The organism is Nocardia cyriacigeorgica (assembly GCF_029868385.1).
GTDB lineage: Bacteria > Actinomycetota > Actinomycetes > Mycobacteriales > Mycobacteriaceae > Nocardia > Nocardia cyriacigeorgica_F.
Map to the genome: position 1 here is coordinate 24556 of NZ_JARWNX010000052.1, position 24663 is coordinate 49218.

The following is a 24663-nucleotide window of genomic DNA, read 5'->3' on the forward strand; positions in this document are numbered from 1 at the left end:
CCAGCCGGTCTGGACAACTCGGTTAGTAAAGATTAACCTGAATTCCAGTTATCAGCGATTAACTGACTGGCAGGATGGCGTGATGACGATGACCATGGACCCGCGCGCGAGCGCCGCGGTCTCCGACAATTACGCGGCGCATCAGGCGCTGGTCGCCGATCTGCGCGCCCGGCTCGCCGCGACCGCGCTCGGCGGTCCCGAGAAGGCCAGGCAGCGCCATATCGCGCGCGGCAAGCTACTGCCGCGCCAGCGGGTGGATCAGCTGCTCGACCCGGGCAGTCCGTTCCTGGAGCTGTCACCGCTGGCGGCGACCGGGATGTACGACGACGAATGCCCCGGCGCGGGCGTCATCACCGGTATCGGCCGGGTGTCCGGGCGCGAATGCGTGATCGTCGCCAACGACGCGACAGTCAAGGGCGGCACCTACTACCCGCTATCGGTGAAGAAGCATCTGCGTGCCCAGGAAGTGGCGTTGCAGAACCATCTGCCGTGTGTCTACCTGGTCGATTCGGGCGGGGCGTATCTGCCGCATCAGGACGAGGTGTTCCCCGATCGCGAGCATTTCGGCCGGATCTTCTACAACCAGGCGAATATGAGCGCCAAGGGCATCGCCCAGATCGCCGCGGTGATGGGTTCGTGCACCGCGGGCGGTGCGTATGTGCCCGCCATGAGCGATGAAGCGGTGATCGTGCGCGATCAGGGCACCATCTTCCTCGGCGGTCCACCGCTGGTGAAGGCCGCGACCGGTGAGGTCGTCACCGCCGAGGAACTCGGCGGCGGCGCACTGCATTCCCGCACCTCCGGTGTCACCGATCATCTCGCCGACGACGATCAGGACGCGTTGCGGATCGTGCGCCGCATCGTCGCCACCCTCGGCCCACGCCAGGACAGTCCATGGGAGGTGCGGCCGCCGGTGGAGCCAGCGGCGCCCGCCGAAGGGCTGTACGACGTGGTCCCGGTCGATCTGCGTACGCCCTATGACGTGCGCGAGGTGATCACCCGCATCGTCGACGGCGATCCCGGCGGCGGTAGCGGCTTCCACGAATTCAAGGCCGAGTACGGCAAGACCCTGGTCACCGGCTTCGCCCATATCCACGGCCATCCGGTCGGCATCGTCGCCAACAACGGCGTGCTGTTCAGCGAATCCGCCATGAAGGGCGCCCATTTCATCGAGCTGTGCGATAAGCGCAAGATTCCGCTGCTGTTCCTCCAGAACATCACCGGATTCATGGTCGGCCGCGATTACGAGGCGGGCGGTATCGCCAAGCACGGCGCCAAGATGGTGACCGCGGTGGCGTGTGCGCGGGTACCGAAGCTGACCGTGGTCATCGGCGGCTCCTACGGTGCGGGCAACTACTCCATGTGCGGACGCGCGTATTCACCGCGCTTCCTGTGGATGTGGCCCAATGCCCGGATCTCGGTGATGGGCGGCGAACAGGCGGCCTCGGTGCTGTCGACGGTGCGCGGCGACCAACTCGACAGCAGCGGTAAGCCGTGGACCGAGGAGGATCAGGAGGAGTTCAAGGCGCCGATCCGCGATCAGTACGAGCGGCAGGGCAATCCCTACTACTCCACCGCGCGGATCTGGGATGACGGCGTCATCGACCCGGCCGACACCAGAACCGTGCTCGGCCTGGCCCTTTCGGTCTGTGCGCAGGCTCCGCTGGAACCTGTCTCCTACGGCGTCTTCCGGATGTGATGACCATGTTGAACAAGACTCATCCCGTCGGTTTCGACACCGTCCTGGTCGCCAATCGTGGCGAGATCGCGGTGCGCGTCATCCGCACGCTGCGCGCCATGGGCATCCGCTCGGTCGCGGTCTACAGCGATGCCGACGCCGACGCCAGGCATGTCCACGAGGCCGATATCGCGATCCGGCTCGGCCCCGCACCGGCACGGGAGAGCTACCTCGATATCAGCAAGGTGGTCGACGCCGCCGTGCGCACCGGTGCGCAGGCCGTGCATCCCGGCTACGGATTCCTGTCCGAGAACGCCGCTTTCGCCGCCGCACTGGCCGAGAAGGACATCGTGTTCCTCGGTCCGCCCGCGAAGGCGATCGAGGTGATGGGCGATAAGATCACCGCCAAGAACACGGTCTCGGCCTTCGATGTGCCGGTGGTGCCCGGTATCGCCGAACCCGGACTCGATGATGCCGCGCTCATCGCGGCCGCAACCGAGATCGGCTATCCGGTGCTGGTCAAACCGTCCGCCGGTGGTGGCGGTAAGGGTATGCGGCTGGTCACCGACCCGGCCGAACTGCCCGCCGCGCTCACGAGTGCGCGCCGCGAGGCCGGTGCCGCATTCGGTGACGACACCCTGTTCCTCGAGCGGTTCGTCACCCGGCCGCGCCATATCGAGGTGCAGATCCTCGCCGACCAGCACGGCAATGTGGTGCATCTGGGCGAACGCGAATGCAGTTTGCAGCGCAGACATCAGAAGGTCATCGAAGAGGCACCCTCACCGCTGCTGGACGCGACGACCAGGGCCAGGATCGGCACCGCGGCCTGCAATACCGCGCGCAGCGTCGACTATGTGGGTGCGGGCACGGTCGAGTTCATCGTGTCGGCGGACCGTCCGGACGAGTTCTTCTTCATGGAGATGAACACCCGCTTGCAGGTGGAGCATCCGGTGACCGAGATGGTGACCGGCGTCGACCTGGTGGAATGTCAGGTGCGGGTAGCCGCCGGGCAGCGGATCACGTTGGCGCAGGAGGATATCCGGCTCATCGGGCATGCCGTGGAGGCCCGCGTCTACGCCGAGGATCCCGGCCGTGGTTTCCTGCCGACCGGTGGCACGGTCGTCGATCTGGCCGAGCCGAGTGGCAATGGCGTGCGGGTGGATTCGGGGCTGCGCGTCGGTACCGTCGTCGGCAGCGATTACGACCCGATGCTATCGAAGGTCATCGCGCACGGTCCCGATCGCGCGGCCGCATTGGCGACGTTGGACCGGGCACTGGCCGATACCGCGGTGCTCGGTGTGACGACCAATATCGAATTCCTGCGCTTCCTGCTCGCCGATCCCGATGTGGTCGCCGGTCGGCTGGATACCGCACTGCTGGATCGCCGGGCCGTCGATTTCACCCCGGCACCGGTCACCGATGACGCGTTCGCCGCGGGCGCGGTCTACCACTGGTTGCGCCGCTGGCCCGCGACGGTGCGCGATCCATGGCAGTTGCCGACCGGCTGGCGGGTCGGGGCCGCCGCCCCCACCTCGATCCGGCTCGACGGCGGCGATCGCATCGAACACGTCTACCTCACCGGTACGCCCGCGGCCGCCGAACTGCGGGTGGGTGCGGATGGTGCGCCCGTCGCGCTGCGCGCCGAACTCACCGCACCGGATGCGCTGACGATCACCGTCGACGGCCTGCGCCGCGACTACCGCGTCGCCGAACACGATCATCGCCTGTGGGTCGGCGGCCCGTTCGGGGTCATCGCGCTACGTGAGGTGGCGGAGGTGAATGTCCGCGCCGGTGATGCCGAGGCGGGCGATACCGAGATCCGCAGCCCCATGCCGGGTTCGGTGATCGCGGTGGTGGTGGAGCCGGGTGCGGAGGTCGCCGCCGGTGCGCCCGTTGTGGTGGTGGAGGCGATGAAGATGGAGCATTCGCTCACCGCCCCCGCCGCGGGCACTGTGGAGCTGCTGGTCCGCCCCGGCGATCAGGTGAGCCTCGACCAGGTCCTCGCCACGATCCACGCCGCCGATCCGGCGCGATCCGGCCCCGAATCCACCGCCTCGGCAGTCACCGGCACAGCACCGGACACGGTATCGACCGCCGATCACGCCTCAGACCGATAGGACTCACGATGACCGATTTCCTTTCCACCGGAACACTTCCCGACGAGTACCGCGATCTGGCGCTCACCGTCCGCGATTTCGCCAACCAGGTGGTCGCGCCGGTCGCCGCCGAACACGATGCCAACCACACCTTCCCGTACAAGGTCGTCGAGGGCATGGCCGAGATGGGTCTGTTCGGCCTGCCGTTCCCGGAGGAGTTCGGTGGTATGGGCGGCGACTATTTCGCGCTGTGCCTCGCGCTCGAGGAACTGGGCAAGATCGACCAGAGTGTGGCGATCACCCTGGAAGCGGGCGTCTCGCTCGGCGCCATGCCGATCTACCGGTTCGGCAACGACAAACAGAAACAGGAATGGCTGCCGCAACTCACCAGCGGCCGCAATCTGGCCGCCTTCGGCCTCACCGAACCCGGTGCGGGCAGCGATGCGGGCGGCACCCGCACCACCGCGGTCGCCGACAGTGGTGATTGGGTCATCAACGGCAGCAAACAGTTCATCACCAATTCCGGTACCGACATCACCAAACTGGTGACGGTGACCGCGGTGACCGGCGAAACGGGCGGCAAGAAGGAGATCTCCACCATCCTTGTGCCCACCGACACCCCCGGTTTCGTGGCCGAACCCGCCTACAACAAGGTCGGCTGGAATGCCTCCGACACCCACCCGCTCTCGTTCACCGATGTGCGGGTGCCGGAGGAGAACCTGCTCGGTGAACGCGGGCGCGGCTACGCCAACTTCCTGCGCATCCTCGACGAGGGCCGCATCGCCATCGCCGCGCTGTCCACCGGCGCCGCGCAGGGCTGCGTCGATGAGAGCGTGCGCTATGCCAAGGAGCGCGAGGCCTTCGGCCGGGCGATCGGCACCAATCAGGCCATCGCGTTCAAGATCGCTCGCATGGAGGCCCGCGCGCACACCGCCCGCGCCGCCTACTACGACGCGGCCGCGCTGATGCTCGCGGGCAAACCGTTCAAGAAGCAGGCCTCGATCGCCAAACTGATCGCGGGTGAAGCGGCGATGGACAATGCCCGCGACGCCACTCAGATCTTCGGCGGCTACGGCTTCATGAACGAATACCCTGTGGCCAGGCACTACCGCGACAGCAAGATCCTGGAGATCGGTGAGGGCACGACGGAGGTGCAGTTGATGTTGATCGCGCGGGAGCTTGGACTGTGAGCGCCGAGCACGACGCCGGGTCCACCGAGCCGGGCGCCGAGATACGCCGAGTGGTCCAGACGGGGCTGTGGTTCGAGGAGCTGGAGACCGGGGTGATCTATGAGCACCGGCCCGGCCGCACCATGACCGAAACCGACAATGTGCTGTTCAGCACGCTCACGATGAATCCGCAGGGCCTGCACATCGACGCCGCCTACAGCGAGGCGCAGGAGCCGTTCCATCAGCGGCTGGTGAATTCGCTGTTCACCCTCGGCACCATGGTCGGCCTCGCGGTCGCACATCTGACCCAGGGCACCACAGTCGCCAACCTGGGCTTCAGCGAAGTGAAGTTCCCGGCGCCGCTGTTCCATGGCGACACCATCTACGCCGAAACGGTTGTACTGGACAAACGCCTGTCCAAGAGCAGGCCGGGTGAAGGCATCGTCACCTTCCGGCACACCGCGCGCAACCAGCACGGCACGGTGGTCGCGGTGGCGGTACGCAACGCGATGATCCGGGTGCGCCCACAGCCAGGCGATGGTGTGGCGTGACCGGGGCCTGGATTCCCGCTGGACCCGCCTGGCTGTTCTGCCCGGCGGACCGGCCCGAGCGTTTCGCGAAGGCGGCCGCCGCGGCGGATGTGGTGATCCTCGATCTGGAGGACGGCGTCGCCGCGAGCGATAAGGCAGCCGCCCGGACCGCGCTGGTGGAGACGCCGCTCGACCCGGAGACCACGATCGTGCGGGTCAATGCCGCCGGGACCGACGACCATCGCTACGACCTGGCCGCGCTGATCGATACCGGGTACCGGCGGATCATGCTGCCGAAATGCGAGTCGACGGCCCAGCTGGCCGCATTGTCGCCGTACGAGGTCATCGTGCTCGTGGAATCGCCGCTGGGCGCGCTCGAGGTGGAGCGCACCGCGGCGGCCGAGAACACCATCGGCGTCATGTGGGGTGCGGAGGATCTGGTCGCCGGGCTCGGCGGCACATCGAGCAGGCACTCCGACGGCGGCTACCGCGACGTCGCCAGACATGTCCGGTCGAAGGCGTTGCTGGCCGCCAAGGCACACAACCGGTTCGCCCTGGATTCGGTGTACCTCGATATCGCCGATCTGGGCGGGCTGCGCACCGAGGCCGAGGACGCGGTCGCCGTCGGATTCGATGTCAAGGTGGCCATCCATCCGAGCCAAGTGGCCGTCATCCGGGATGCCTACACCCCCTCCGATGATGAAATCGACTGGGCGCGTGGGGTTCTCGAACAGGCGCCGCAGCATCGCGGCGTATTCGCCTATCGAGGCCGCATGGTCGACGCCCCCGTGCTGCGCCACGCCGAACAGCTCGTCCGACGCGCCCGCAGCTGATCCACACACCGAACCAGGAGAACCACGATGCAGCCACAGTGGGTGCCCACCGACCGGGATATCGCCGAGGCGAGGGTCACCGATTTCGCCCGCTTCGTCACCGCACGCACCGGCGTCCCCACGCCCGACTACGCGGCGCTGTGGCAGTGGTCGGTGGATGATCTGCCCGGTTTCTGGCGCGCGCTGTGGGATTACTTCGACCTCGGTGAGGTCGCGGGCGAGGTCCTGGCCGAGGAGACCATGCCCGGCGCGCGCTGGTTTCCCGGCACCCGGCTGAACTATGTGGATCAGGTGGTGCGCCGGGCGCGCGCCGACCGGCCCGCGATCGTGCAGCTCTCGGATGGCGGCGAGGAGGTCACCGAGGTCTCCTGGACCGAATTGATCGACCGCACCGCCGCATTCGCACGGACCCTGCGAGCCCTCGGGGTGCGGCCAGGCGACCGGGTGGCCGGGTACCTGCCCAATGTCGCCGAAGCCGTGATCGCATTCCTGGGCACAGCGGCGATCGGCGCGGTGTGGAGCGCATGCGGGCAGGACTACACCGCCAAGGCCGCCCTCGACCGGCTCGGCCAGCTGGAACCGACCGTGCTGGTCACCGCCGACGGCTACCGTTTCGGCGGTAAGGCGCACGATAAACGCGCGGACATCGCGCAGTTGCGGGCCGGGCTGCCCACCGTGCGCGAAACCGTCGTGGTGTCGCGGCTCGGCCTGGAGGTTCCCGATGCGATGGCGTGGGCCGATGCCGTCACGACCACCGAGGCCGATGCCGTGATCGACACCGAGGCCGTCGATTTCGATCATCCGCTGTGGATCGTGTTCTCCTCCGGCACCACCGGACTGCCCAAGGGCATCGTGCACGGCCACGGCGGTGTGCTGCTCGAACATCTGAAAGCCGTGGCGCTGCAATCCGATATCGGGCCGCAGGACACCTTCTTCTGGTACACCAGCCCCAGTTGGATGATGTGGAACTTCCAGGTCGCCGGACTGCTGGCGGGTGCGACCATCGTCTGCTTCGACGGCAGCCCGACCCATCCCGAGCCGGACGCGCTGTGGCGGATCGCGGCGAAGGTGCGCGCGACGGTGCTCGGCACCAGCCCCGGCTATGTACTGGCCTGCATCAAGGCGGGCGCGGTGCCGCAGCACGAGCACGACCTGTCGGCCCTGCGGCTGATCGGCATCACCGGGTCCGCGCTGCCGCCCTCGTCGGCGCTGTGGTTGCGCGACAATGTCGGCGCGCATATTCCGGTCTCCTCGATCAGTGGCGGCACCGATGTGGTGTCGGCGTTCGTCGGCGGTGTGCGCACGGTGCCGGTGTGGCCGGGTGAACTGTCGGCGCCCTATCTCGGTGTGGCACTGGATGCTTATGACGAATCCGGTCGACCGGTGCGCGGCGAGGTGGGTGAGCTGGTGATCACCCGGCCCATGCCGTCCATGCCGGTGAGTTTCTGGCGCGATCCGGACGGAAAGCGTTATCACGACGCCTATTTCGACACCTATCCCGGTGTGTGGCGGCACGGTGACTGGATCACCCTGACCGAGCACGGCTCGATCGTGGTGCACGGACGCTCCGATTCCACCCTCAACCGGCACGGCATCCGAATGGGCAGCGCCGATATCTATCAGGCCGTGGAACGGCTGCCCGAGATCGCCGAAGCCCTGGTGATCGGCGCCGAGCAGCCCGACGGCGGCTACTGGATGCCGCTGTTCGTGGTGCTCGCGCCCGGCGCCGAACTGACCGATGAACTCACCGAGCGGATCAAGACGGTGATCCGCACCGAGGTGTCACCGCGGCATGTGCCCGACGAGATCCGGTCCGCGCCCGCCGTCCCACACACCCGCACCGGCAAGAAGCTCGAGGTACCCATCAAGAAGCTGTTCCAGGGCGCGGACCCGGCTCGGGTGGTCGAGCGCAGCGCCGTCGACGATCCCGATCTGCTCGACTGGTATTCGCGGATCCGTCCGCCCGGCCGCCGGTGATCCACGACGCACGGCGGGGAGCGCCACATTGTCGCTGGTTACCGGGCGATACCATGTCGGAATGAGTGTCGACAATCGCCGTACGGTGCGCGCGACGAGCAACGGCGACTCGGCGCCACGGGAGATCCGGCGCAGGCCGAAGAACCGGCGAGCCCAGATCGCGGCGGCCGCGGCGTCGGCTTTCGGCTCCCTCGGCTATCACGGTGTCAGCATGGAGGACATCGCCTCGGGTCTCGGTATCAGCTCGGCCGCGCTGTATCGGCATTACCCCAGCAAGTACGCCCTGTTCCGGGAGGAACTGCTGCGGGTGGGCCGGGCCATGACGGAGTCGGTGCGGCTACCGGACGACGTCGCCGACCACTCCCCCGAACAGCGGCTGCGCCGCGTGCTCGACGCGCTGATCACCGCGACCATCGACAACCGGGCCAGCGTCACCCTGGTGCGCTGGGAGGGTCGCTACCTCACACCGGAGGATCTGGATCTGCTCAACGAGCAGCAGACCACCGTCCTCGATGCACTCGGCGCCGAACTCATCGCACTGCGGCCCGCGCTCACCGAGGACGATCTGCGGGTGCTGCGCGCCGCCATGCTGTCCACCATCACCAGCATCGCCGATCATCACGCCGCACTGCCCGCGAAATCGCTTGCCCGCCTGCTGTCCTCGGCCTGCTGGGATATCGCACAGGCGGAGCTGCCCGCCGTCGGCGACGCGGTGGAACCCGCCGCGGCGGCGGAGATCCCGGATTCGTTCAAACACGAACTGCTGCTGCGCAAGGCCGTCGAACTGTTCCATGATCGCGGCTATCCGAACGTCAGCGTGGAGGATATCGCCACCGCCGCCGGACTGTCGGCGGCGTCGGCGGTGTACCGGTTCTATCGCGGTAAGAGCGATCTGCTCGCCGCGGCGTTCCGCCGTGCGGCCGAACGGGTTTCGAGCGCCATCGGTCCCGCCGTCGCCACAGCCGACAGTGCGGAGGCGGCGCTGGTATCACTGATCGACCAGTACGTGGAGGGCTCGTTCACCGAGCGCGCGCTGACCTTCGTCTATTACACCGAGTTCCAGCATGTGCCCGCCGAGGAACGTACGGTGTTGCGCAATATCCAGCGACTCAGCGTCGAGGAGTGGGCGCGGCTGGTGCGTGAGGTTCGACCGGAACTCGCGCCCGCGGAATCGCGGTTCCTCGTCCATGCCGCATTCGCCCTGGTGGTGGATCTCGGGCGGTCGTTCGGCACCGCGCCGATCGCCTCGCAGGCCCGCGTCGCGGCACTGATGCAGATCGTGCTGTTCGGGCGGCCCGCCCAGCTCTGACCGCGCACCATCCGGTGGTCGATCACGGCTGAAACCTGCCGACCCCGCGTCTCGTATGTTATGGCTCATTCTTTCTATACACATGGTAATAGTACTCGTTACCGGCATATTTGTGATTTGCAATTCACTTCTCCCACACGGCGGTGAAGTCGCCGTGAACCGGGGCGCGACAGGGCTATCATCGCCGCATGGGAGCCCGGAATCGCCGTTCGACGCGGGAGACGACCGCGGGCGAGACCACCGGATCACGGACGCCTCGCCGCAGACCGCGCGACCGCCGGGCACAGATCGCCGCGGCCTCGGCCGAAGCCTTCGGATCACTCGGCTATCACGGGGTGAGCATGGAGGACATCGCGTCTCGCCTCGATATCAGCTCGACCGCGCTGTACCGCCACTATCCGAGCAAATACGCGCTGTTCCGGGCGGAAACGCTGCGTCTCGGCACGCTCAGTGTCGAGGCGGTGCGCCTACCCGAGGACGCGGATCAGTGGACCGCGCGCAACCGACTCGACCATGAACTCGACGCCCTGATCAGCGCGTCCATCACCAACCGACGCAGCGCCGCGCTACTGCGTTGGCAGCGTCGCTACCTCGAACCGGATGACGCCGCGATGCTGGCGACCCAGCTGGCCCTCGTCGACAGCGCCTTGCGGACCGGCCTCGGTGAATACCGGCCCGCCCTGCCCGCGCGCGACCGGGCGGTGCTGTCGGCGGCGCTGTTGAGCGTGCTGAGCAGCATCGGCGATCATCACGTCGCCCTACCGGTGCGGGCGCTGACCGAACTGCTCGGCGCCGCCTGCCGCGCGCTCACCGACACCCGGCTGCCCACACCGGCCGACGACACCGAGACCACCACCGCGCGGGAGATCCCGCTGACCTTCAAACACGAACTGCTGCTGGTGCGCGCGGTCGAGCTGTTCCACGAGCGCGGATACCCGAATGTGAGCGTCGAAGACATCGCCGTCGCCGCCGGGCTGCCCGCCTCGTCTGCGGTGTACCGGTTCTACCGCGGTAAAGGCGATATCCTCGCCGCCGCGTTTCGCCGTGCGGCCGAACGGGTTTCGGCCGCCATCGGCCCCGCCGTCAGCGGTTCCGACGGACCGGAACAGGCGCTGTGCACGCTCATCGACCAGTTCGTCGAGGGTTCCTTCGCCGAACGCGAGCTGACCTTCGTCTACTACGCAGAGATGAGCAATGTGCCCGCCGAACAGCGCTCGGTGCTGCGAAACATCCAGCGGCTCAATGTCGACGAGTGGGCCAAGCTGTTGGTGGCCGCGCGCCCGGAACTCGCCGCACCCGCCGCGCGAGTGCTCGTGCACGCCGCGCTGGCGATGGTGGTCGATCTCGGGCAGCGGTTCGGCTCGGTCGACCCGAACTGTTCCCGCACGCGGGTGACGACACTGATGCGGCAGGTGTTGTTCGGCCGGTGAGGGATTCGCGCCGCCGCGCCGAGGCGGTGGGTCAGGGCCGCGGTGCGGGAGCCAGCGGTGCGTTCATCTCGTTGACCAACCAGCGATCACCCGATTTCTCCATCCGCATGACCATCGACAGCTGGCCGGGTGCGGGCTGGCCCTGGGTGCCGAGGCTGGTGATGGTCTGCCCGATCACCACGATGGCCTCGGCGGAGGTCTCGTCACCGGATGTGATCGCGCACTGCACATCACTCACGGCCGAGACCACCTGACCTTCGGCCAGCACCTCCCGCAATTCCTGACTGGTGGATTCGAACTGTTGATGCCAGTCGCCCGTCGCGCCGTCGAGCACGGCCGCGAAATACGGGTCGAGATTCTTCGCGTCGTAGTTGGCCAGTACCGGCGCGTACTCGCAGGCCGCCTGCCGCGCCTTCTCCTGCGCCGCGAGTACGGCGTCCTTATCGCGGTCCTGGAGGTAGAAGTACAGCGATGACGCGGCGGCCGCGACGAGCAGCAGCGCGACGGCGCACCGCGCGGCGAGCACACGCGGTGCGGGGAGCTTGCCGCGTGGTCGCTCGGTACCCGGCACCGCGGCCACCGGCTCGTCCTCGGTTCGGTGTGCGGATCGGTTCCGTTCGACGGCGACCGACAGCTCGTTCAGCGACGGCTTCCCGCTGGCCGCGGCGGCGGAGTCGATGTCTTTGGTACTCATACTGTTTCGGTCCTATCTGCCGGGGATCGGGCGGGAGAGTTCGTTGCCGGTGACGCCCGGTGGCGGGCCCGCGGTGTTATCGGGGATGTTCGGGCGTGGGGCGTTGGCGGAGCCGCGGATCTGCAAGGCCGGGTTGCTGGTGATGCAGTAGTTGTAGAGGCGGGTGCGGGTGTCGGCCGTCGGTGTGGTGGGAACGACGGGGATGGTGTCGTATTCGCAGGTCGGACGCGGCCAGGGGTCGACGAGGGTGTGGTACGCACCGTCGTGGGCCGGTATGCCGATGGCTGCCGCACCTTCCCGCAGCGCGGGGAAGAGCGCGGCGATGGCGGGGGCGCGGAGTTTGGCGGCCTTGGTGATGGCCACGAAATTGGTCACCAGGTTGGTGATCGGGTCCTCGGTGGCCCGCACGAACCCACCGAGGGTGGCGAGCTGGTCCGGTGCCAGCTCGAGGAATCGACGCACCTCCGCATCGGCGGCGGTGAGCTGCTCGAACAGCGCTCCGGCGCCGGTGGTGAGGGTGCTCAGATCGGGTTGGGCATGCGAGGTGGTCTCGGCGATGACGCCGAGGTTGTCGATGAGCTGACGGGTCTGCGGCAGCAGATCGTCGAGACCGGCCATGGCGCGGCTGATCCCGGAGATCATATTGCGCAGGCGGTCCGGGCCACCGGCGAGCGCCTTGTCGAGTTCGTTCACGATGACGGTGAGCCGCTGCGGGTTCAGTCCGCCGATGAATCCGCTCATATTCGTCAGCACCGACTGCACCGAGACCGGCGTCGAGGTTCGCGAAACATCCACCACCGCACCATCACCCAGATAGGGCCCGGTATCGGCGTCCGGCCGGAAGTCCAGATACTGCTCACCCGCCGCGGACAGCCGACCGACCGCCACCGTGCCGCCCACCGGAATCTGTGCCGAGGAGTCGATTTCGGCCACCGCGGCGATACCGGATTCCGATACCCGGACCTCGCTGACCCGGCCGACCCTGGTCCCGCGGAAGGTGACGTCATTGCCCGTCAGCAGTCCACCGGAACCATGCAGCTCGACGGTCACCGAATAGGAGTTGGGCAGCGGATTGATCCGCAGTACCTCGGCGCCCAGATACCAGGACCCGAGCACCAGGATCACCACCAGCCCGAGATTCGCGACCGCGACGCGACGGCGAACCAGGTAATTCCACAGCGGAATGTTCATCGGCCACCGTCCTGCGGGGCGGGCGCCGGTCGCGGTGGGCTGGTCACCCGGCCGATCACCTTCTGGATCACCTGCGCGAGGCTGCCGATGAACGCGGGCACGTCACCGAGTTCGGGCAGCCTGCTGCCGGTCGGGTCGGTGAGCGCGCCGACACTGAGATAGGACACCGTCGCGGCCACCGCCAGCGTCGGGCCCTCCAGGGTGGCGTCCAGCGATGGGTAGAGCTGATGGAACCGCTCGAGGGTCTGGCCGAGATCGTCGCCCATCCCGGTGAAACCCGACATCAGCCGCTGGATGCTGTCGAACAGGCTCACGAAATCCGGTCCGGTCGTCCCGGTGAAATCGCCGAGCGCGTCCATGGTGACCGCCACCTTGCCGATCAGCGCGGAGATATCGCGATTGTTCTCCGCGACTAGCCCGAGCAATGCGGGAAAGGTGTCGGCGGCCTGGCCGAGTTCGGCCTTGCGCGCGGCGAGTTCACCGGTCAGCACGTTCACCCCGGACAGCACACTGTCGATATCGCCGGTGCGGGCATTGAGCGCCGCCAGCACGGCGGTCAGCTCGGTGATCATGTGTGCCAGCTGCGGTGCGCGCCCGCCGAACATCGAATCCATCTGCGCGGTGATCTCGGCGGCCTGATTGAGCCCGCCGCCGTTGAGCAGCAGCGAGACCGCCACCATCAGCTCCTCCACCGAGGCGCCAGCACCGGTGTGCTCGGTGGTGATGACCTCTCCCGGTTGCAGCAGCCGGGTGTCCGGTGCGGCGGGTGGCAGCGTCATCGCGACGAAGACGTCACCGAGCGGGGTGGCCTGGCGCAGTTCGGCGGTGGTGCCGCGGGGCAGCTGGATGTCGTCGCGGATGAGCATTTCCACATCGGCCACGAAATTCGTGGTGGAGATGGCGGTGACGACGCCGATATCGGTGCCGCCGATCTTCACATGCGCGCGATCGGGCAGATTGAGCGCGTCGCGGAACGCGGCCCGGATGGTGTAACCGGGCCCGCCGATACCCGGTTCGGGCATCGGCACACTGTCCACCGTCACCCCGCAGCCGGTGGCCAGTCCCGCGGTGAGGGTCAGGGCGACGGCGCCCAGCTTCCGGCGAATCATCACGCTCATTTCGCGAGTCCGAGCAAGGCGGCGGTGAGCCCGAAATCGGGTCCGAAATCCTGGATCTTGCCGGTGCGGCAACCATCGGAACGCAGCTGCACGCGTTCACAGAACAGCGAGAGCACCTCACCGTCGAGCACTGCCTTGTCCAGCAGGCCGTGCAACCGCAGGGCCCGGTGTTCGCGGCTGACCGCATTCGAGAAATTCTCGAAGAACAGCGGCGCCACATCCACCAATTCGGTGAGCCCGCGCGCATTCGCCCGCATCTGCGCGGTGATGGTGGTGAAACGCTGTAGTGCGCCCGCCAACTGGTCGGAGTTCTGACCGACCACGGTCGAGGTGTTGTTCACGAAATCGTTGAGCTGGGTCAGCACCGCCTGTAGGCCGGGTGACTGCTCGCCCATCAACTGCACCAGTTCGGTCAGCCTGCCGCTGAAATCGCGGACGGTCTGATCGTTCTGGGCGATGATCTGGGTGATCTCGTTGAGCTTGATGATCGTATTGGCGATCTGGTCCTTGTTGGCGAAGGACACCTCGAACGCCGAGGACAGCGCGTCGAGGGTGTCGCGGAGCCGATCACCATTGCCCTCCAACAGCGGAAACAGCACCCGGCTCGCCATCGGCCCCTGTGCGTTGTCACCTTTCAACGCGGCGCCGAGCTGATCGAAATTCTCCAGGATCCGGTCCAGTTCCACCGGCACCCGCGTGCGTTCGAGCGGGATATGCGCGCCATCGGCGAGCAGCGGTCCCGCACCGGAATAGGCGGGCGCCAATTCGACGTGCCGGTTGGTGATGAGCTGCGGCGAGATGAGTGCGGCCATAGCGTTCTCCGGCACCGCGACGCCCTTGTCGATGGACATGGTGACCTGCACGTAGCTGCCCTTGGCCGTCACTGTCTCCACTCGCCCGACCGGTACACCGAGAATCGCCACCTCGTTACCCGCGTACAGTCCGGCGACATTCTCGAAATCGGCGCTGATCCGCAATTGTTCACCGAGGTACCGGTCGGGTAGCGAGCTGATGCTGTCGGGCAGCAACGCGCATCCGGCCGCGAAGGTGGCGGCGAAACACAGTGCCGCCGTGCGCATGATCGTGCGAATTCTCATCGGCCGCACCCCTCGACGACCTGCGCGAAACACAACCAGTTGTCGGGCAGGAACCACGGCGCCCAGACATCACCGTACGGTCCGTTGCCGAGCGCATTGTTGAACTGGCGCAAGGCCACCGGCATGATCTCGTAGAGCCGGTCCAGATTGTCGCGGTTCTTCTCCAGTCCCTGGGTCATGGTGTTCAGGTTCTGGATCAGCGGGCCGAGCTGACCGTTGTTCTCGATACCCATCTCGCTCAGCAGCCCCGACAGTGCGGCCACATTGTCGAGCAATTGGCGTAACAAGTTCTGACGCAACGACACCGCATTGCCGATGGCTTCGCCGCGGGTCAACAGCAGCAGCACGCTGTTCTGATTGTCGGCGGCCAGCTGCGAGACCTGGTCGAGGCCCTTCAACAGCACGTCGACCTCATCACGACGATCATTGATCACCTTGGCCAGTGCGCCGATACTGTCGAGCGCGGTCACCGCCAGTTCCGGTGACTGGCCCATCTGCTGGTCGAACAGATCCAATGCCGTGCGCAGTTTCGCCGGGTCGATGCGCTCGATCCGTTCGAACGACGAGGTGTATTTCGGGTCCTGGATGACTTTGCCGAGGTTGTACGGCACCGAGGTATTCGCCAAGGGAATACGATTGTCCGGCAGCCCTTTACCGTCACCGGGCGTGAGTTCGATATGCAGCCGCCCCAGAATGGTCGACATCTTGATCGCCGCACGCGCGTTCGGGCCGAGCCGCAGATCGCGGCGTACCCGCAGATCGACAACCACCTTGTCGTCGACGAGTGTCACCGCCTGCACCGCACCGACCTCGATACCCGAAACATCGACCGTTGCTCCGGGACGCAACCCGGCGGCCTGGGCGAATTCGGCCCGAATCGTCTTGTCCGACAGCCTCGCCTCCGATATCACACTGGAGCCGATCAGCAGCAACACCACCGCGGCCGCCGCGCCGACACCGAGCCACAGAAATCGGTTCGCCGAATAATTCGGCAGTCCTATCCGCGCCATCACCGGCACACCTCCGATTGAGAATCCCCGCCGACCTGTGAGAACAGTCCCGGCGGCAGCAGTACGCCCCACAGCGAGACATCGAGGCGGCAGATATAGGCATTGGCATAGGCGCCGTAACCGGTGAAACGGGCCAGCCCATTGAGTACATTCGGCAATTCGATCGCCGCTTGATCCAGTGCGGCGCCATTGAGCAGCAGCAGCGCCACCCCGCTGGTCGCATCGTTCTGCGCCCTGGCCATATCCGGTTTGACCTGGGTTATCAGCCCGACCAGCGCATCGGTGGAATTCGCCACCCGATCGACCGAACTCTTCAACGACTCCCCCTCCGCATACAACGCGTCGACCAGGGATCTGGCCTGTGTGATGAGCGTTTCCAACTCCTTGCTGCGATTGGCCAGACCGGCGATCACACTGCTCAGATTGGTGATGACCTGGCCGAGGATCTCGTCGCGCTGTCCGAAGGTGGTGGCCAACTCGGCGGCCTGGGTGATCAACGCGCTCAACGACACCCCGTCGCCCTGGAGGGCCTGGATCAGCGTCTCCGACAACGAATTCACCTGATCGGGTTGCAGCACACTGAACAACGGCTCGAAACCCGACAGCAGGGCCGACACATCGAAGGAGGGTTCGGTGCGCTCCAGCGGGATATGCCCGCCGGGTTCGAGCGCGGTGCCATCGCCCTCGCCCGGAACCAGCGCGATATAGCGCTGCCCGATCAGATTCTGATATCGCACCAGCGCCTTGGTCGTGGTGGTGAGCCGCTGCCGATCCTGGATACGGATTTCCAGCCTGGCCTTGTAGTCGGGTTCGAAGTCGATGCTGTCCACCCGGCCGACCCGCACACCGGCCATCCGCACATCGTCACCTACACGCACCCCGAGCACATCGGAGAAGGTGGCCGAATAGGTATGGGTGGGGCCGGGCACCGAACGCTGCAAGGTCGACCAGATCGTGTACGTCAACACCGTCGCGAGCACCGCGAACAGGCTGAACCCGAGCAGCGCTTTCCCTGATCTCACGCGTAGACCTCCACGGTTCCACCCGCCAGCAGCGGCGTCAGCAACAGCAGCTGCGCGGCATTCGGCCGACCGCCCACCACCTGGGCGACCGCGGCATGACCGCGCACCGTCGCCACGGGGGCCCTGCCCGGTGTCGGCACGACGCGCCTCGGCCCGGCGACCGTGGCGCCGGTCGAGCCGGACGCGCCCAGCGTCGGTAAGGCGGCCGCGGCACCGTTCGATGCGGACCCGGCAGGCGCGGTCGCGCCAGGCGACGCACCCACAGGCGCAACACCGTCTCGCGTGGACTCTCCGGGCGCGGCGTCAGCGGGCGGCCCACCGGCAGGCGCAATGCCGTTCGGCGTGGTCGCTTCCGGTTCGGCTTCGCCCGGCGCAACATCGGCGGACGCGGGTGCGCCGGGCACGGGTGCGGTGATTCCGGGGATCGCGGGCAATCCGGGTATGAACGGCAGACCGGGGATGGCGGGGGCTCCGGGCTGGGCCGCAGCGATGCCGGGAACCGGGACCGGTGCGGGAGCGGGCCCGGCCGAATCGAGCCGTCGCGGCAGCATCTGCGGTGGGAACTCCTGCGGCGGCGCCACCTGCGGCACGGTCGGTCCACCGCAGCGGGGGCCGTACATCTGGCCGTAGCGCGGGCAGTCCTCGGCCGTGTACTGCTGGAACGGGGTGAAGGAGACGTCCATCTTCCACACCATCTGCTTGCGTGGGCCGAAGCCGAAGACCGACTGCATCTTCTGCAAGGTCGCGTTGAGGTTGGCGGCGGTGGCGGGGATGGCGTCGGCGTCACGGGCGAGTGAGCCGAACAGTTCGTCGAGGCCGGGCACGAGTTCCTTGGCCGCGTTCGGATTGCGGGCGAACAGGCTGTTCACCGCGTCGACGGCACCACTGGCATTGGCGAGCAGCGCGATCAGATCGTCCCGGCGTTCGGTGAGGGTGCGCGCGGTGGTCACCGACTCCGACAGCACACCGACCAGTTCCGGCGCCGACTGACTCAACGCGGTGGTGGCGCGGCCCAGATCGCCGAGCAGCTCACCGATGCCGTCGATCGAACGCACCTGGGTGATCCAGTTGTCGAGTCGTTCGATCGTGGAGCCGGGCACGCGAGCGCCGGGATCGAGGGCAGCGGAGAAGGTCGCGAGGACGCGGCCGAGCTTATCGGGCTGGATATTGTTCAGCACATCGCGCAGCACCGTCAGCGTGGTCTGGAGTTGGACCGTACCGACGCTCGTATCCTCGGCGATGGCCGAACCCGCGTGCAGCACGCCGTCGGACGGGCCGTTGTCGACCAGTTCGATGGCGGTCACGCCGAACAGGTTGTTCGGGATCACCCGCGCGGTGACATTATCCGGGATGGTCTCGGCCACCATGGGTTTCAGATCGACGGCCACTTCCTGGCGTTGTCCGGCGGCCACCACGTCGACCGCGCTCACCGCGCCCACCACCATGCCGCGGAACTTCACATCCGCGCGGGCGGGCAACCCGTCGCCGGTGCTGGTCAGCGTGACGGTGACGGGCACCCTGGCCTCGAAATAGCCGGTGTAGCGCAAGGCCAGCAGGCCGAGCAACATGACGATGGTCGCCATGACCGCGAGCCCGGACAGGGTGAGCTGGCGTGCGGTGGGACCGCGTCCACTCGGATCGAGAATCATCGCCGCCTACCCGGAGATCCGGAATCCGGGGTCGATACCCCAGATCGCGAGGGTCAGGAAAAGATTCGCGAACACCATGACGACGATGACCATCTTGATCGCCCGGCCCGCCGCCACACCGACACCTTCCGGGCCGCCGGTGGCGAAATAGCCGTAGTAGCACTGGATGAACGTCGACAGCATCACGAAAACGATCACCTTGAGCAGAGAGAAGAACACATCGGGGCCGATGAGGAATTGGAAGAAGTAGTGGTCGTAGGTGCCCGCCGAGGTGCCGCCGAGAAACAGCACCGACAACTTCGTCGCGAGATAGGCCGTGGCCAGTCCGATGCTGTAGAGCGGGACGATGGTCAGCGTCGAGGCGATCATCCGCGTCGTCACCAGATACGGCAGCGGCCGGATCGCGATGGACTCGAGCGCGTCGATCTCCTCCGAGATCCGCATGGAACCCAGTTGTGCGGTGAAACGGCAGCCCGCCTGGATGGCGAACGCGAGGGTGGCCAGGATCGGGGCGAGCTCACGTGTGGTCGCGAAACCGGAGATCGCGCCGGTCAACGGCCCCATTGTGAGCAGATTCAACGCCGTGAACGATTCCATTCCCACGGTGATGCCACCGAAGGCACACAGGATGATCACCACGCCGACGGTGCCGCCGCCGACGATCAGCGAACCGTTGCCGAAGCCGACGTCGGCGGTCAACCGCAGCACTTCCTTGCGGTAGTGCCGCAGGACGAAGGGAATCGCCGCCACCGCCTGGACGAAGGTGATCGCCTGATGGCCGACCCGGCGATTGGCCTGGAGGGGAACCGCGGCCGCCGCGCCCGCCATCCGCACCGGTTTCAGCGCGGGCGGGGTGTAGGAGCTGCCCACCTCAGATCACCTTCGCCGGAAAGAGTGTGTTGTACAGCTGGGTCAGGATGATGTTGGTGGCGAACAACATCAGCGCCGAACTCACCACCGCGGAGTTCACCGCGTCGGCGACACCACCGGGCCCGCCCTTGGCGTGCAGTCCGATATCGCAGGCGATGATGGCGGTCAGCACACCGAATACGGCCGCCTTCACCAGGGCGACGATCAGATCGTTGGCGACGGCGAAGGAGGCGAACGAGCCGATGAACGAACCCGGTGTGCCCGACTGGGCGTAGACGTTGAACATATAGGCCGTCGCGAACCCGACGAAGACGATGAAACCGCACAGCAGCATGCTCACCAGCACCGCCGCCACCAGTCGCGGCGCGACCAGTCGGCGCACCGGGTCGACGCCCATCACCATCATGGCGTCGATCTCCTCTCTGATGGTGCGCGATCCCAGGTCGGCGCAGATGGCCGAGCCCACCGCACCCGCGATCATCAGCGAGGTCACCAGCGGGGCGCCCTGACGAATGATGCCGAGCCCGGCAACGGCGCCGATGAAGGTCGTCGCACCGACCTGATTCACCAGCGCGCCGACCTGAATGGAGACCACCACCGCGATCGGAATGGCGACGAATACCGTCGGCGCGGCGGACACACTGGCCATGAAGGCGCACTGTTTGATGAATTCCTGGAACGGAAAGCGTCGCGCGGTGATGGCGCGGAAGGTTTCCAGGAGCGCATCGCGGCCGAGGGTGACCTGGCGGCCGAGCGTTTCCAGTGAACGTTGCGGATGGCGTTGCCACAGGCCCTTGACATCGGCCATCGCCTTCTCGAGATCGGTTTGCTGCGAGGGCTTTTCGATGATGGCCATCGGCTATCCGATCCCGCGGGCGGTGACCTCACCGCTGAGCTGGTGCTGGAGTTCCACCAGCCCGTAACCCACCACCGCGATACCGGCGGCGACGGCACTGAGCACCGCGAGCCACAGCCCGAATCGCAGAACCGGATTCACTGTCGTCCGCCCACCGAGGATCTTTACGCCGCTCACCACGATGTCGATGAGCCACACCAGGATCATCATCAGGTCATGCACACATTCGCGAAGGTGAGCACGGGCCAGCACACGATGGCGCCGAGAAATGAGATGACGACGTCGATTCCGTGCATATCGCGTAGATGGCTGGTGTGCGTCAGCGTCCAGATGACACCGATCGCGCCGTATGGAATGCCGAGGATGACGAGGGTCCCGATGAATTCGGAGACCTTCATCTCGTAGCTGAATATTCGATCCAGCTTCTTGAGCATCGCCTGAGTCCTTTCCTACGCCGGTCGACCCGCCCGGCGCACGATCCCCGCCGCCGTGCGCACCGCTGCGTGCTGTCTGCCCGGCGCGTCTCCCCACCGGTCCGGCTGGATCGGTATGTTACGCACCATTCCGCTCGCGAAGGAAGAGATTCGACAAGATTCCATCCAGCAATGGCGTGATTGACCAGACCAGCCAGGCGATACGGGTTCGATGTGCGAGCAAAAGTTATCGACTGTTCACTAGTCGAACTGCCCTTGCCAGGAAGAATTACCAGTAACATAATGGGTCCGGTGGCACCCTTCGAGCCCCATCGGAAGCAGGAGAGTTCGATCATGACCGCAGTCGCGCGAACCCACGAGCACGATGACCTTCCGCCGCTGACCACCGAGCAGACCCGCATCCGCATCAGCGCCGAACATCGCCCCTTCACCAAGCGCCCGCTCGCGCTGACCGACGCCCTGGATTTCTGGAGCTTCGGTGGCGCGGCGGCCAATGTCGTGATGCAGATGGCGCGGCCCGGTGTCGGCTACGGGGTGGCCGAGAGCCGGGTGAAGTCCGGTGCGCTCATGGTTCATCCGTGGAAGCGGGCCAGGACCACCACGCAATATCTGGCCGTGTCGATCCTCGGCACCCAGGACGAGATCGACGCCTTCCGCGAGGCGGTCAACGTGGCGCACCGTCAGGTGCGGTCGGGACCGGACAGCACGGTCAAATACAACGCCTTCGACCGCGACCTGCAACTGTGGGTGGCCGCCTGCCTGTTCATCGGCTTCGAGGACACCTACCAGCTACTCAACGGCAAGATGACCGAAGAACAGGCCGAGCAGTTCTATCAGACCTCCTCGACCCTGGCGACGGGGATGCAGGTGACCAGGCAGACGTGGCCCGCCACCCGCAAGGATTTCGATACCTACTGGAACGATCTGGCCCGCCGGGCCGTGCTCGACGATTTCGTGCGCGGATATCTCGACGATCTGCTGAATCTGCGAATGATCCACTGGTATCTGCGGATCCCTTTCCGCGGGCTGTTGCGATTCCTGACCATCGGCTTCCTCGCCCCCTACTTCCGCGAACAGCTCAGGGTGGAGTGGACCGACGCCGATCAACGGCGGTTCGAACACCTTTTCCTGTTCGTCGGGTTCGTCAACCGGTTCATACCGCGATTCCTGCGGTTCGGCGGGTCCTATGCGCTGATGGCGGATCTGCGCAGGCGGATACGCAAGCAGAAGAATCTGATCTGAGCGACCATGAGATATGGCCACGCGCACGTCCTCGCTCCCAGCCTCCACCGCCGACCTCTCGCCGGGTGAGAACACCCGGCTCGGACTGCGCACCTGCCCGCTGTGCGAGGCGGTGTGCGGGCTCGAGCTGACTCTCGACCGCGACGACCACGTCCTCTCGGTCCGCGGCGACCGGCAGGACCCGTTCAGCGCGGGTTTCCTCTGCCCGAAGGGCGCCAGCCTCGGCGCCCTCGACGCCGATTCGGACCGCTTGACCGAACCGATGGTCCGCGACCGCGCCACCGGCGACTGGCGCACCACGTCATGGGATGACGCGTTCGACCTGATCGCCGAGCGGTTCCCCGCGGTGAAGGCCGAGTACGGCAACCAATCGGCCGCGCTGTACCTCGGCAACCCCAACGCGCACAGCGTGGCGGGCGCGCTGTACGTCCCGGCGCTGATTCGTGGACTCGGCACCAGGAACCTGTATTCGGCGAGCACCGCCGATCAGATGCCCAAACAGGTCTCCTGCGGCCTGATGTTCGGCGATCCGCTCGCCATCCCGGTGCCCGATCTGGATCGGACCGACTACCTGCTGATGCTCGGCGCGAATCCGCTGGAATCGAACGGATCGATCTGCACCGCGCCGGACTTCCCCGGCCGCTTGAAGGCGCTGCGGGCGCGCGGTGGGCGGCTGGTGGTGGTCGATCCACGCCGCACCCGCACGGCCGACGCCGCCGACGAGCATCTGTTCATCCGGCCCGGCAGCGACGCCTATCTGCTGTTCGGAATCGTGCACACCTTGTTCGCCGAGGGCCTCGTCCGGGTGGGCGTGGAGGTGCGCGGTCTCGACGAGGTCCGCGCCGCCGCAGCGGATTTCACGCCGGAATCGGTCGAGCGACGCACCGGGGTGCCCGGCGACACCGTGGTGCGGCTCGCGCGTGAAATCGCCGCGGCGGCCACCGCCGCCGTGTACGCCCGCATCGGTACCTGCACCACCGAGTTCGGCACGGTGACGCAGTGGCTCGTCGACGTGATCAACACGCTCACCGGGAACCTGGACGCTCCTGGCGGTGCCATGTTCGCCGCGGCCGCGGCGCTGGGCATCGTGCGCAGCAAACCGTTCCGCACCGGCCGCTGGGCCAGCCGGGTTCGTGCACTGCCCGAGGCCATGGGCGAACTCCCCGTGGCGACCCTCGCCGATGAGATCAGCGCACCGGGCGAGGGCCGGGTCCGGGCCTTGATCACGGTCGCGGGTAATCCGGTGCTGTCGGCACCGAACGGCGCCAGGCTCGACGCGGCGTTCGCCGAACTCGACTTCATGGTGAGCGTCGACTGCTATCTGAACGAGACCACGTGTCACGCCGATGTGATCCTGCCGCCACCGCGCCCCTTGCAGTCACCGCATTACGACTTCGCGCTGTTGCAGTTCGCGGTCCGCAATTACGCCCGCTATTCGCGGCCGCTGGTGCCGCTGGGCGATCGGCCGTCCGAGGCGGCTGTCATCGCCCGGCTCGCGGCGGCGGTCACCGGAGGTTCGCATCGCGGCGCCGATGGGCGCGACGCGCTCGACGCGTTCGACGAATTCGTGATCGCGGGCACCCTGCACAAAGCCGGGCTCGCCGAGCGCAGATCCGAACTGGCCGGTGCGAATACGACCGAACAGCGCCTCGACATGATGTTGCGGCTCGGTCCCTACGGTGCGTGGAACGGCGGCACGCTCACTCTGACGACGCTGCTGGACAACCCGCACGGCATCGACCTCGGACCCCTGCGGCCGCGGCTGCCCGAAGTGCTGCGCACCAAGTCCGGCCGAGTCGAGCTGGCGCCGCCGCAATTGCTCGCTGACGTCGAACGGCTGCGGGCCGGTCTGGCCGCGGTGGCGCCGGAGATGGTGTTGATCGGCCGCCGCCATCTGCGTTCCAACAACAGTTGGATGCACAATATGCCGCGTTTGGTGAGCGGGACGAACCGCTGCACCTTGCACATCCATCCCAGCGATATCGATCGACTCGGGCTCGGCGATCGGGCCGTGGTGAAATCGGCCGCCGGTGAACTCGCTGTGGATCTGGAACCCACCGAGGCGATCATGCCGGGTGTGGTGAGCTTGCCGCACGGTTGGGGACATACCGGCGACGGTCAGCGCGTGGCGCGTGCACATGCCGGGGTGAACACCAATGTGCTCACCGACGATGCGATTGTCGACATCCCGTCGGGTAATGCTGTGTTCAACGGTGTGCCGGTATCGGTGTCCCCGGCTTAGTCGATATCCAGCGGCTATACCGCTACGTACCGAAAATCTCGGGCCGCGAAATCCGCCACAGGCGTTGCGGCATCCGCGCCACACCAATCGAACGGCGCCCACGTCGAAGTTGTTCCCGTGCAGCGAAACACGCTGACAGCAGGGTCGATCGCAATGTCTCGGCTGTGGAGCGACGAATTGTCCGAGACGTTCGCAGCATTGTCATGATTGGCATGG

At 66.6% G+C, this 24663-nt stretch carries 21 protein-coding genes; 10 read left to right on the forward strand and 11 right to left on the reverse strand.

Annotated elements, in window-relative coordinates; all coding sequences use genetic code 11:
* The first annotated feature begins 82 nt into the window (after positions 1 to 82).
* The 8 genes from QH168_RS16515 to QH168_RS16550 all read left to right on the forward strand — a co-directional run bounded on the left by QH168_RS16515 (position 83) and on the right by QH168_RS16550 (position 11022).
* Entirely contained in the window at positions 83 to 1699 is a 1617-nt protein-coding gene (locus QH168_RS16515; protein ID WP_432421113.1) for a carboxyl transferase domain-containing protein, read from the forward strand.
* Between the two features lie 5 nt (positions 1700 to 1704).
* Positions 1705 to 3795 (forward strand): biotin carboxylase N-terminal domain-containing protein, encoded by a 2091-nt coding sequence (locus QH168_RS16520; RefSeq protein ID WP_280235546.1) that lies wholly within the window; start codon positions 1705 to 1707, stop codon positions 3793 to 3795.
* Between the two features lie 8 nt (positions 3796 to 3803).
* A complete protein-coding gene (locus tag QH168_RS16525) occupies positions 3804 to 4964 on the forward strand; it encodes an acyl-CoA dehydrogenase family protein (RefSeq protein WP_280235547.1) in 1161 nt (386 codons plus the stop codon).
* Positions 4961 to 5494 (forward strand): MaoC family dehydratase, encoded by a 534-nt coding sequence (locus QH168_RS16530; RefSeq protein ID WP_280235548.1) that lies wholly within the window; start codon positions 4961 to 4963, stop codon positions 5492 to 5494. Before QH168_RS16525 ends, QH168_RS16530 begins: the two co-directional genes overlap by 4 nt.
* The gene (locus QH168_RS16535; protein WP_280235549.1) at positions 5491 to 6306 is read left to right on the forward strand and encodes an HpcH/HpaI aldolase/citrate lyase family protein; all 816 of its coding nucleotides are present in this window, start codon (positions 5491 to 5493) and stop codon (positions 6304 to 6306) included. Before QH168_RS16530 ends, QH168_RS16535 begins: the two co-directional genes overlap by 4 nt.
* A gap of 27 nt (positions 6307 to 6333) precedes the next feature.
* Positions 6334 to 8283 carry an acetoacetate--CoA ligase gene (locus tag QH168_RS16540; RefSeq protein ID WP_280235550.1) on the forward strand — a complete coding sequence of 650 codons (1950 nt, stop codon included), beginning with the start codon at positions 6334 to 6336 and terminating at the stop codon, positions 8281 to 8283.
* A gap of 61 nt (positions 8284 to 8344) precedes the next feature.
* Positions 8345 to 9592 carry a TetR/AcrR family transcriptional regulator gene (locus QH168_RS16545; RefSeq protein ID WP_280235551.1) on the forward strand — a complete coding sequence of 416 codons (1248 nt, stop codon included), beginning with the start codon at positions 8345 to 8347 and terminating at the stop codon, positions 9590 to 9592.
* Between the two features lie 188 nt (positions 9593 to 9780).
* Positions 9781 to 11022 (forward strand): TetR/AcrR family transcriptional regulator, encoded by a 1242-nt coding sequence (locus QH168_RS16550; RefSeq protein WP_280235552.1) that lies wholly within the window; start codon positions 9781 to 9783, stop codon positions 11020 to 11022.
* A gap of 31 nt (positions 11023 to 11053) precedes the next feature.
* On the opposite strand, the gene QH168_RS16555 is transcribed toward QH168_RS16550, so the two are convergent.
* Genes QH168_RS16555 through QH168_RS16605 form a run of 11 tightly spaced genes read right to left on the reverse strand, consistent with a single transcriptional unit; the run spans position 11054 to position 20963 of the window.
* Positions 11054 to 11716 (reverse strand): hypothetical protein, encoded by a 663-nt coding sequence (locus QH168_RS16555; protein WP_280235553.1) that lies wholly within the window; start codon positions 11714 to 11716, stop codon positions 11054 to 11056.
* 12 nt (positions 11717 to 11728) lie between these two features.
* Entirely contained in the window at positions 11729 to 12907 is a 1179-nt protein-coding gene (locus QH168_RS16560; RefSeq protein WP_280235554.1) for an MCE family protein, read from the reverse strand.
* Positions 12904 to 14016, reverse strand: coding sequence for an MCE family protein (locus QH168_RS16565; protein ID WP_280235555.1), 1113 nt, complete (start codon positions 14014 to 14016; stop codon positions 12904 to 12906). The genes QH168_RS16560 and QH168_RS16565 overlap by 4 nt, the downstream gene beginning before the upstream one ends.
* A 5-nt stretch (positions 14017 to 14021) precedes the next feature.
* Positions 14022 to 15122 (reverse strand): MCE family protein, encoded by a 1101-nt coding sequence (locus tag QH168_RS16570; RefSeq protein WP_280235556.1) that lies wholly within the window; start codon positions 15120 to 15122, stop codon positions 14022 to 14024.
* On the reverse strand, positions 15119 to 16132 hold the full coding sequence (locus QH168_RS16575) for an MCE family protein (protein WP_280235557.1): 1014 nt from the start codon (positions 16130 to 16132) through the stop codon (positions 15119 to 15121). The genes QH168_RS16570 and QH168_RS16575 overlap by 4 nt, the downstream gene beginning before the upstream one ends.
* Positions 16132 to 17154 (reverse strand): MlaD family protein, encoded by a 1023-nt coding sequence (locus QH168_RS16580; protein WP_280235558.1) that lies wholly within the window; start codon positions 17152 to 17154, stop codon positions 16132 to 16134. The genes QH168_RS16575 and QH168_RS16580 overlap by 1 nt, the downstream gene beginning before the upstream one ends.
* Positions 17151 to 18803 (reverse strand): MCE family protein, encoded by a 1653-nt coding sequence (locus QH168_RS16585; protein ID WP_280235559.1) that lies wholly within the window; start codon positions 18801 to 18803, stop codon positions 17151 to 17153. The genes QH168_RS16580 and QH168_RS16585 overlap by 4 nt, the downstream gene beginning before the upstream one ends.
* Positions 18804 to 18809: 6 nt before the next feature.
* Entirely contained in the window at positions 18810 to 19673 is an 864-nt protein-coding gene (locus QH168_RS16590) for an ABC transporter permease (protein ID WP_280235560.1), read from the reverse strand.
* Between the two features lies 1 nt (position 19674).
* The gene (locus QH168_RS16595) at positions 19675 to 20529 is read right to left on the reverse strand and encodes an MlaE family ABC transporter permease (protein ID WP_280235561.1); all 855 of its coding nucleotides are present in this window, start codon (positions 20527 to 20529) and stop codon (positions 19675 to 19677) included.
* Between the two features lie 3 nt (positions 20530 to 20532).
* On the reverse strand, positions 20533 to 20739 hold the full coding sequence (locus tag QH168_RS16600) for a hypothetical protein (protein WP_280235562.1): 207 nt from the start codon (positions 20737 to 20739) through the stop codon (positions 20533 to 20535).
* Positions 20739 to 20963, reverse strand: coding sequence for a hypothetical protein (locus QH168_RS16605; RefSeq protein WP_280235563.1), 225 nt, complete (start codon positions 20961 to 20963; stop codon positions 20739 to 20741). Before QH168_RS16605 ends, QH168_RS16600 begins: the two co-directional genes overlap by 1 nt.
* Before the next feature lie 333 nt (positions 20964 to 21296).
* Between QH168_RS16605 and QH168_RS16610 the strand changes: the two genes are divergently transcribed.
* Positions 21297 to 22205, forward strand: a complete 909-nt coding sequence (locus tag QH168_RS16610; RefSeq protein WP_280235564.1) for an oxygenase MpaB family protein — start codon at positions 21297 to 21299, stop codon at positions 22203 to 22205.
* A gap of 13 nt (positions 22206 to 22218) precedes the next feature.
* Complete coding sequence (locus QH168_RS16615) at positions 22219 to 24447, forward strand: molybdopterin-dependent oxidoreductase (RefSeq protein ID WP_280235565.1); 2229 nt, start codon at positions 22219 to 22221, stop codon at positions 24445 to 24447.
* The last annotated feature ends 216 nt before the right edge of the window (positions 24448 to 24663 follow it).

What these genes read in the sequence shown, in the direction of transcription:
- QH168_RS16560 (WP_280235554.1), bottom strand. Translation starts at nt 12,907, where the DNA reads ATGAACATTCCGCTGTGGAATTACCTGGTTCGCCGTCGCGTCGCGGTC.
- QH168_RS16550 (WP_280235552.1), top strand. Translation starts at nt 9,781, where the DNA reads ATGGGAGCCCGGAATCGCCGTTCGACGCGGGAGACGACCGCGGGCGAG.
- QH168_RS16545 (WP_280235551.1), top strand. Translation starts at nt 8,345, where the DNA reads ATGAGTGTCGACAATCGCCGTACGGTGCGCGCGACGAGCAACGGCGAC.
- QH168_RS16600 (WP_280235562.1), bottom strand. Translation starts at nt 20,739, where the DNA reads ATGATGATCCTGGTGTGGCTCATCGACATCGTGGTGAGCGGCGTAAAG.
- QH168_RS16585 (WP_280235559.1), bottom strand. Translation starts at nt 18,803, where the DNA reads ATGATTCTCGATCCGAGTGGACGCGGTCCCACCGCACGCCAGCTCACC.
- QH168_RS16595 (WP_280235561.1), bottom strand. Translation starts at nt 20,529, where the DNA reads ATGGCCATCATCGAAAAGCCCTCGCAGCAAACCGATCTCGAGAAGGCG.
- QH168_RS16515 (WP_432421113.1), top strand. Translation starts at nt 83, where the DNA reads ATGACGATGACCATGGACCCGCGCGCGAGCGCCGCGGTCTCCGACAAT.
- QH168_RS16555 (WP_280235553.1), bottom strand. Translation starts at nt 11,716, where the DNA reads ATGAGTACCAAAGACATCGACTCCGCCGCCGCGGCCAGCGGGAAGCCG.
- QH168_RS16575 (WP_280235557.1), bottom strand. Translation starts at nt 16,132, where the DNA reads ATGGCGCGGATAGGACTGCCGAATTATTCGGCGAACCGATTTCTGTGG.
- QH168_RS16565 (WP_280235555.1), bottom strand. Translation starts at nt 14,016, where the DNA reads ATGATTCGCCGGAAGCTGGGCGCCGTCGCCCTGACCCTCACCGCGGGA.
- QH168_RS16615 (WP_280235565.1), top strand. Translation starts at nt 22,219, where the DNA reads ATGGCCACGCGCACGTCCTCGCTCCCAGCCTCCACCGCCGACCTCTCG.
- QH168_RS16570 (WP_280235556.1), bottom strand. Translation starts at nt 15,122, where the DNA reads ATGAGAATTCGCACGATCATGCGCACGGCGGCACTGTGTTTCGCCGCC.
- QH168_RS16520 (WP_280235546.1), top strand. Translation starts at nt 1,705, where the DNA reads ATGTTGAACAAGACTCATCCCGTCGGTTTCGACACCGTCCTGGTCGCC.
- QH168_RS16610 (WP_280235564.1), top strand. Translation starts at nt 21,297, where the DNA reads ATGACCGCAGTCGCGCGAACCCACGAGCACGATGACCTTCCGCCGCTG.
- QH168_RS16605 (WP_280235563.1), bottom strand. Translation starts at nt 20,963, where the DNA reads ATGCTCAAGAAGCTGGATCGAATATTCAGCTACGAGATGAAGGTCTCC.
- QH168_RS16540 (WP_280235550.1), top strand. Translation starts at nt 6,334, where the DNA reads ATGCAGCCACAGTGGGTGCCCACCGACCGGGATATCGCCGAGGCGAGG.
- QH168_RS16525 (WP_280235547.1), top strand. Translation starts at nt 3,804, where the DNA reads ATGACCGATTTCCTTTCCACCGGAACACTTCCCGACGAGTACCGCGAT.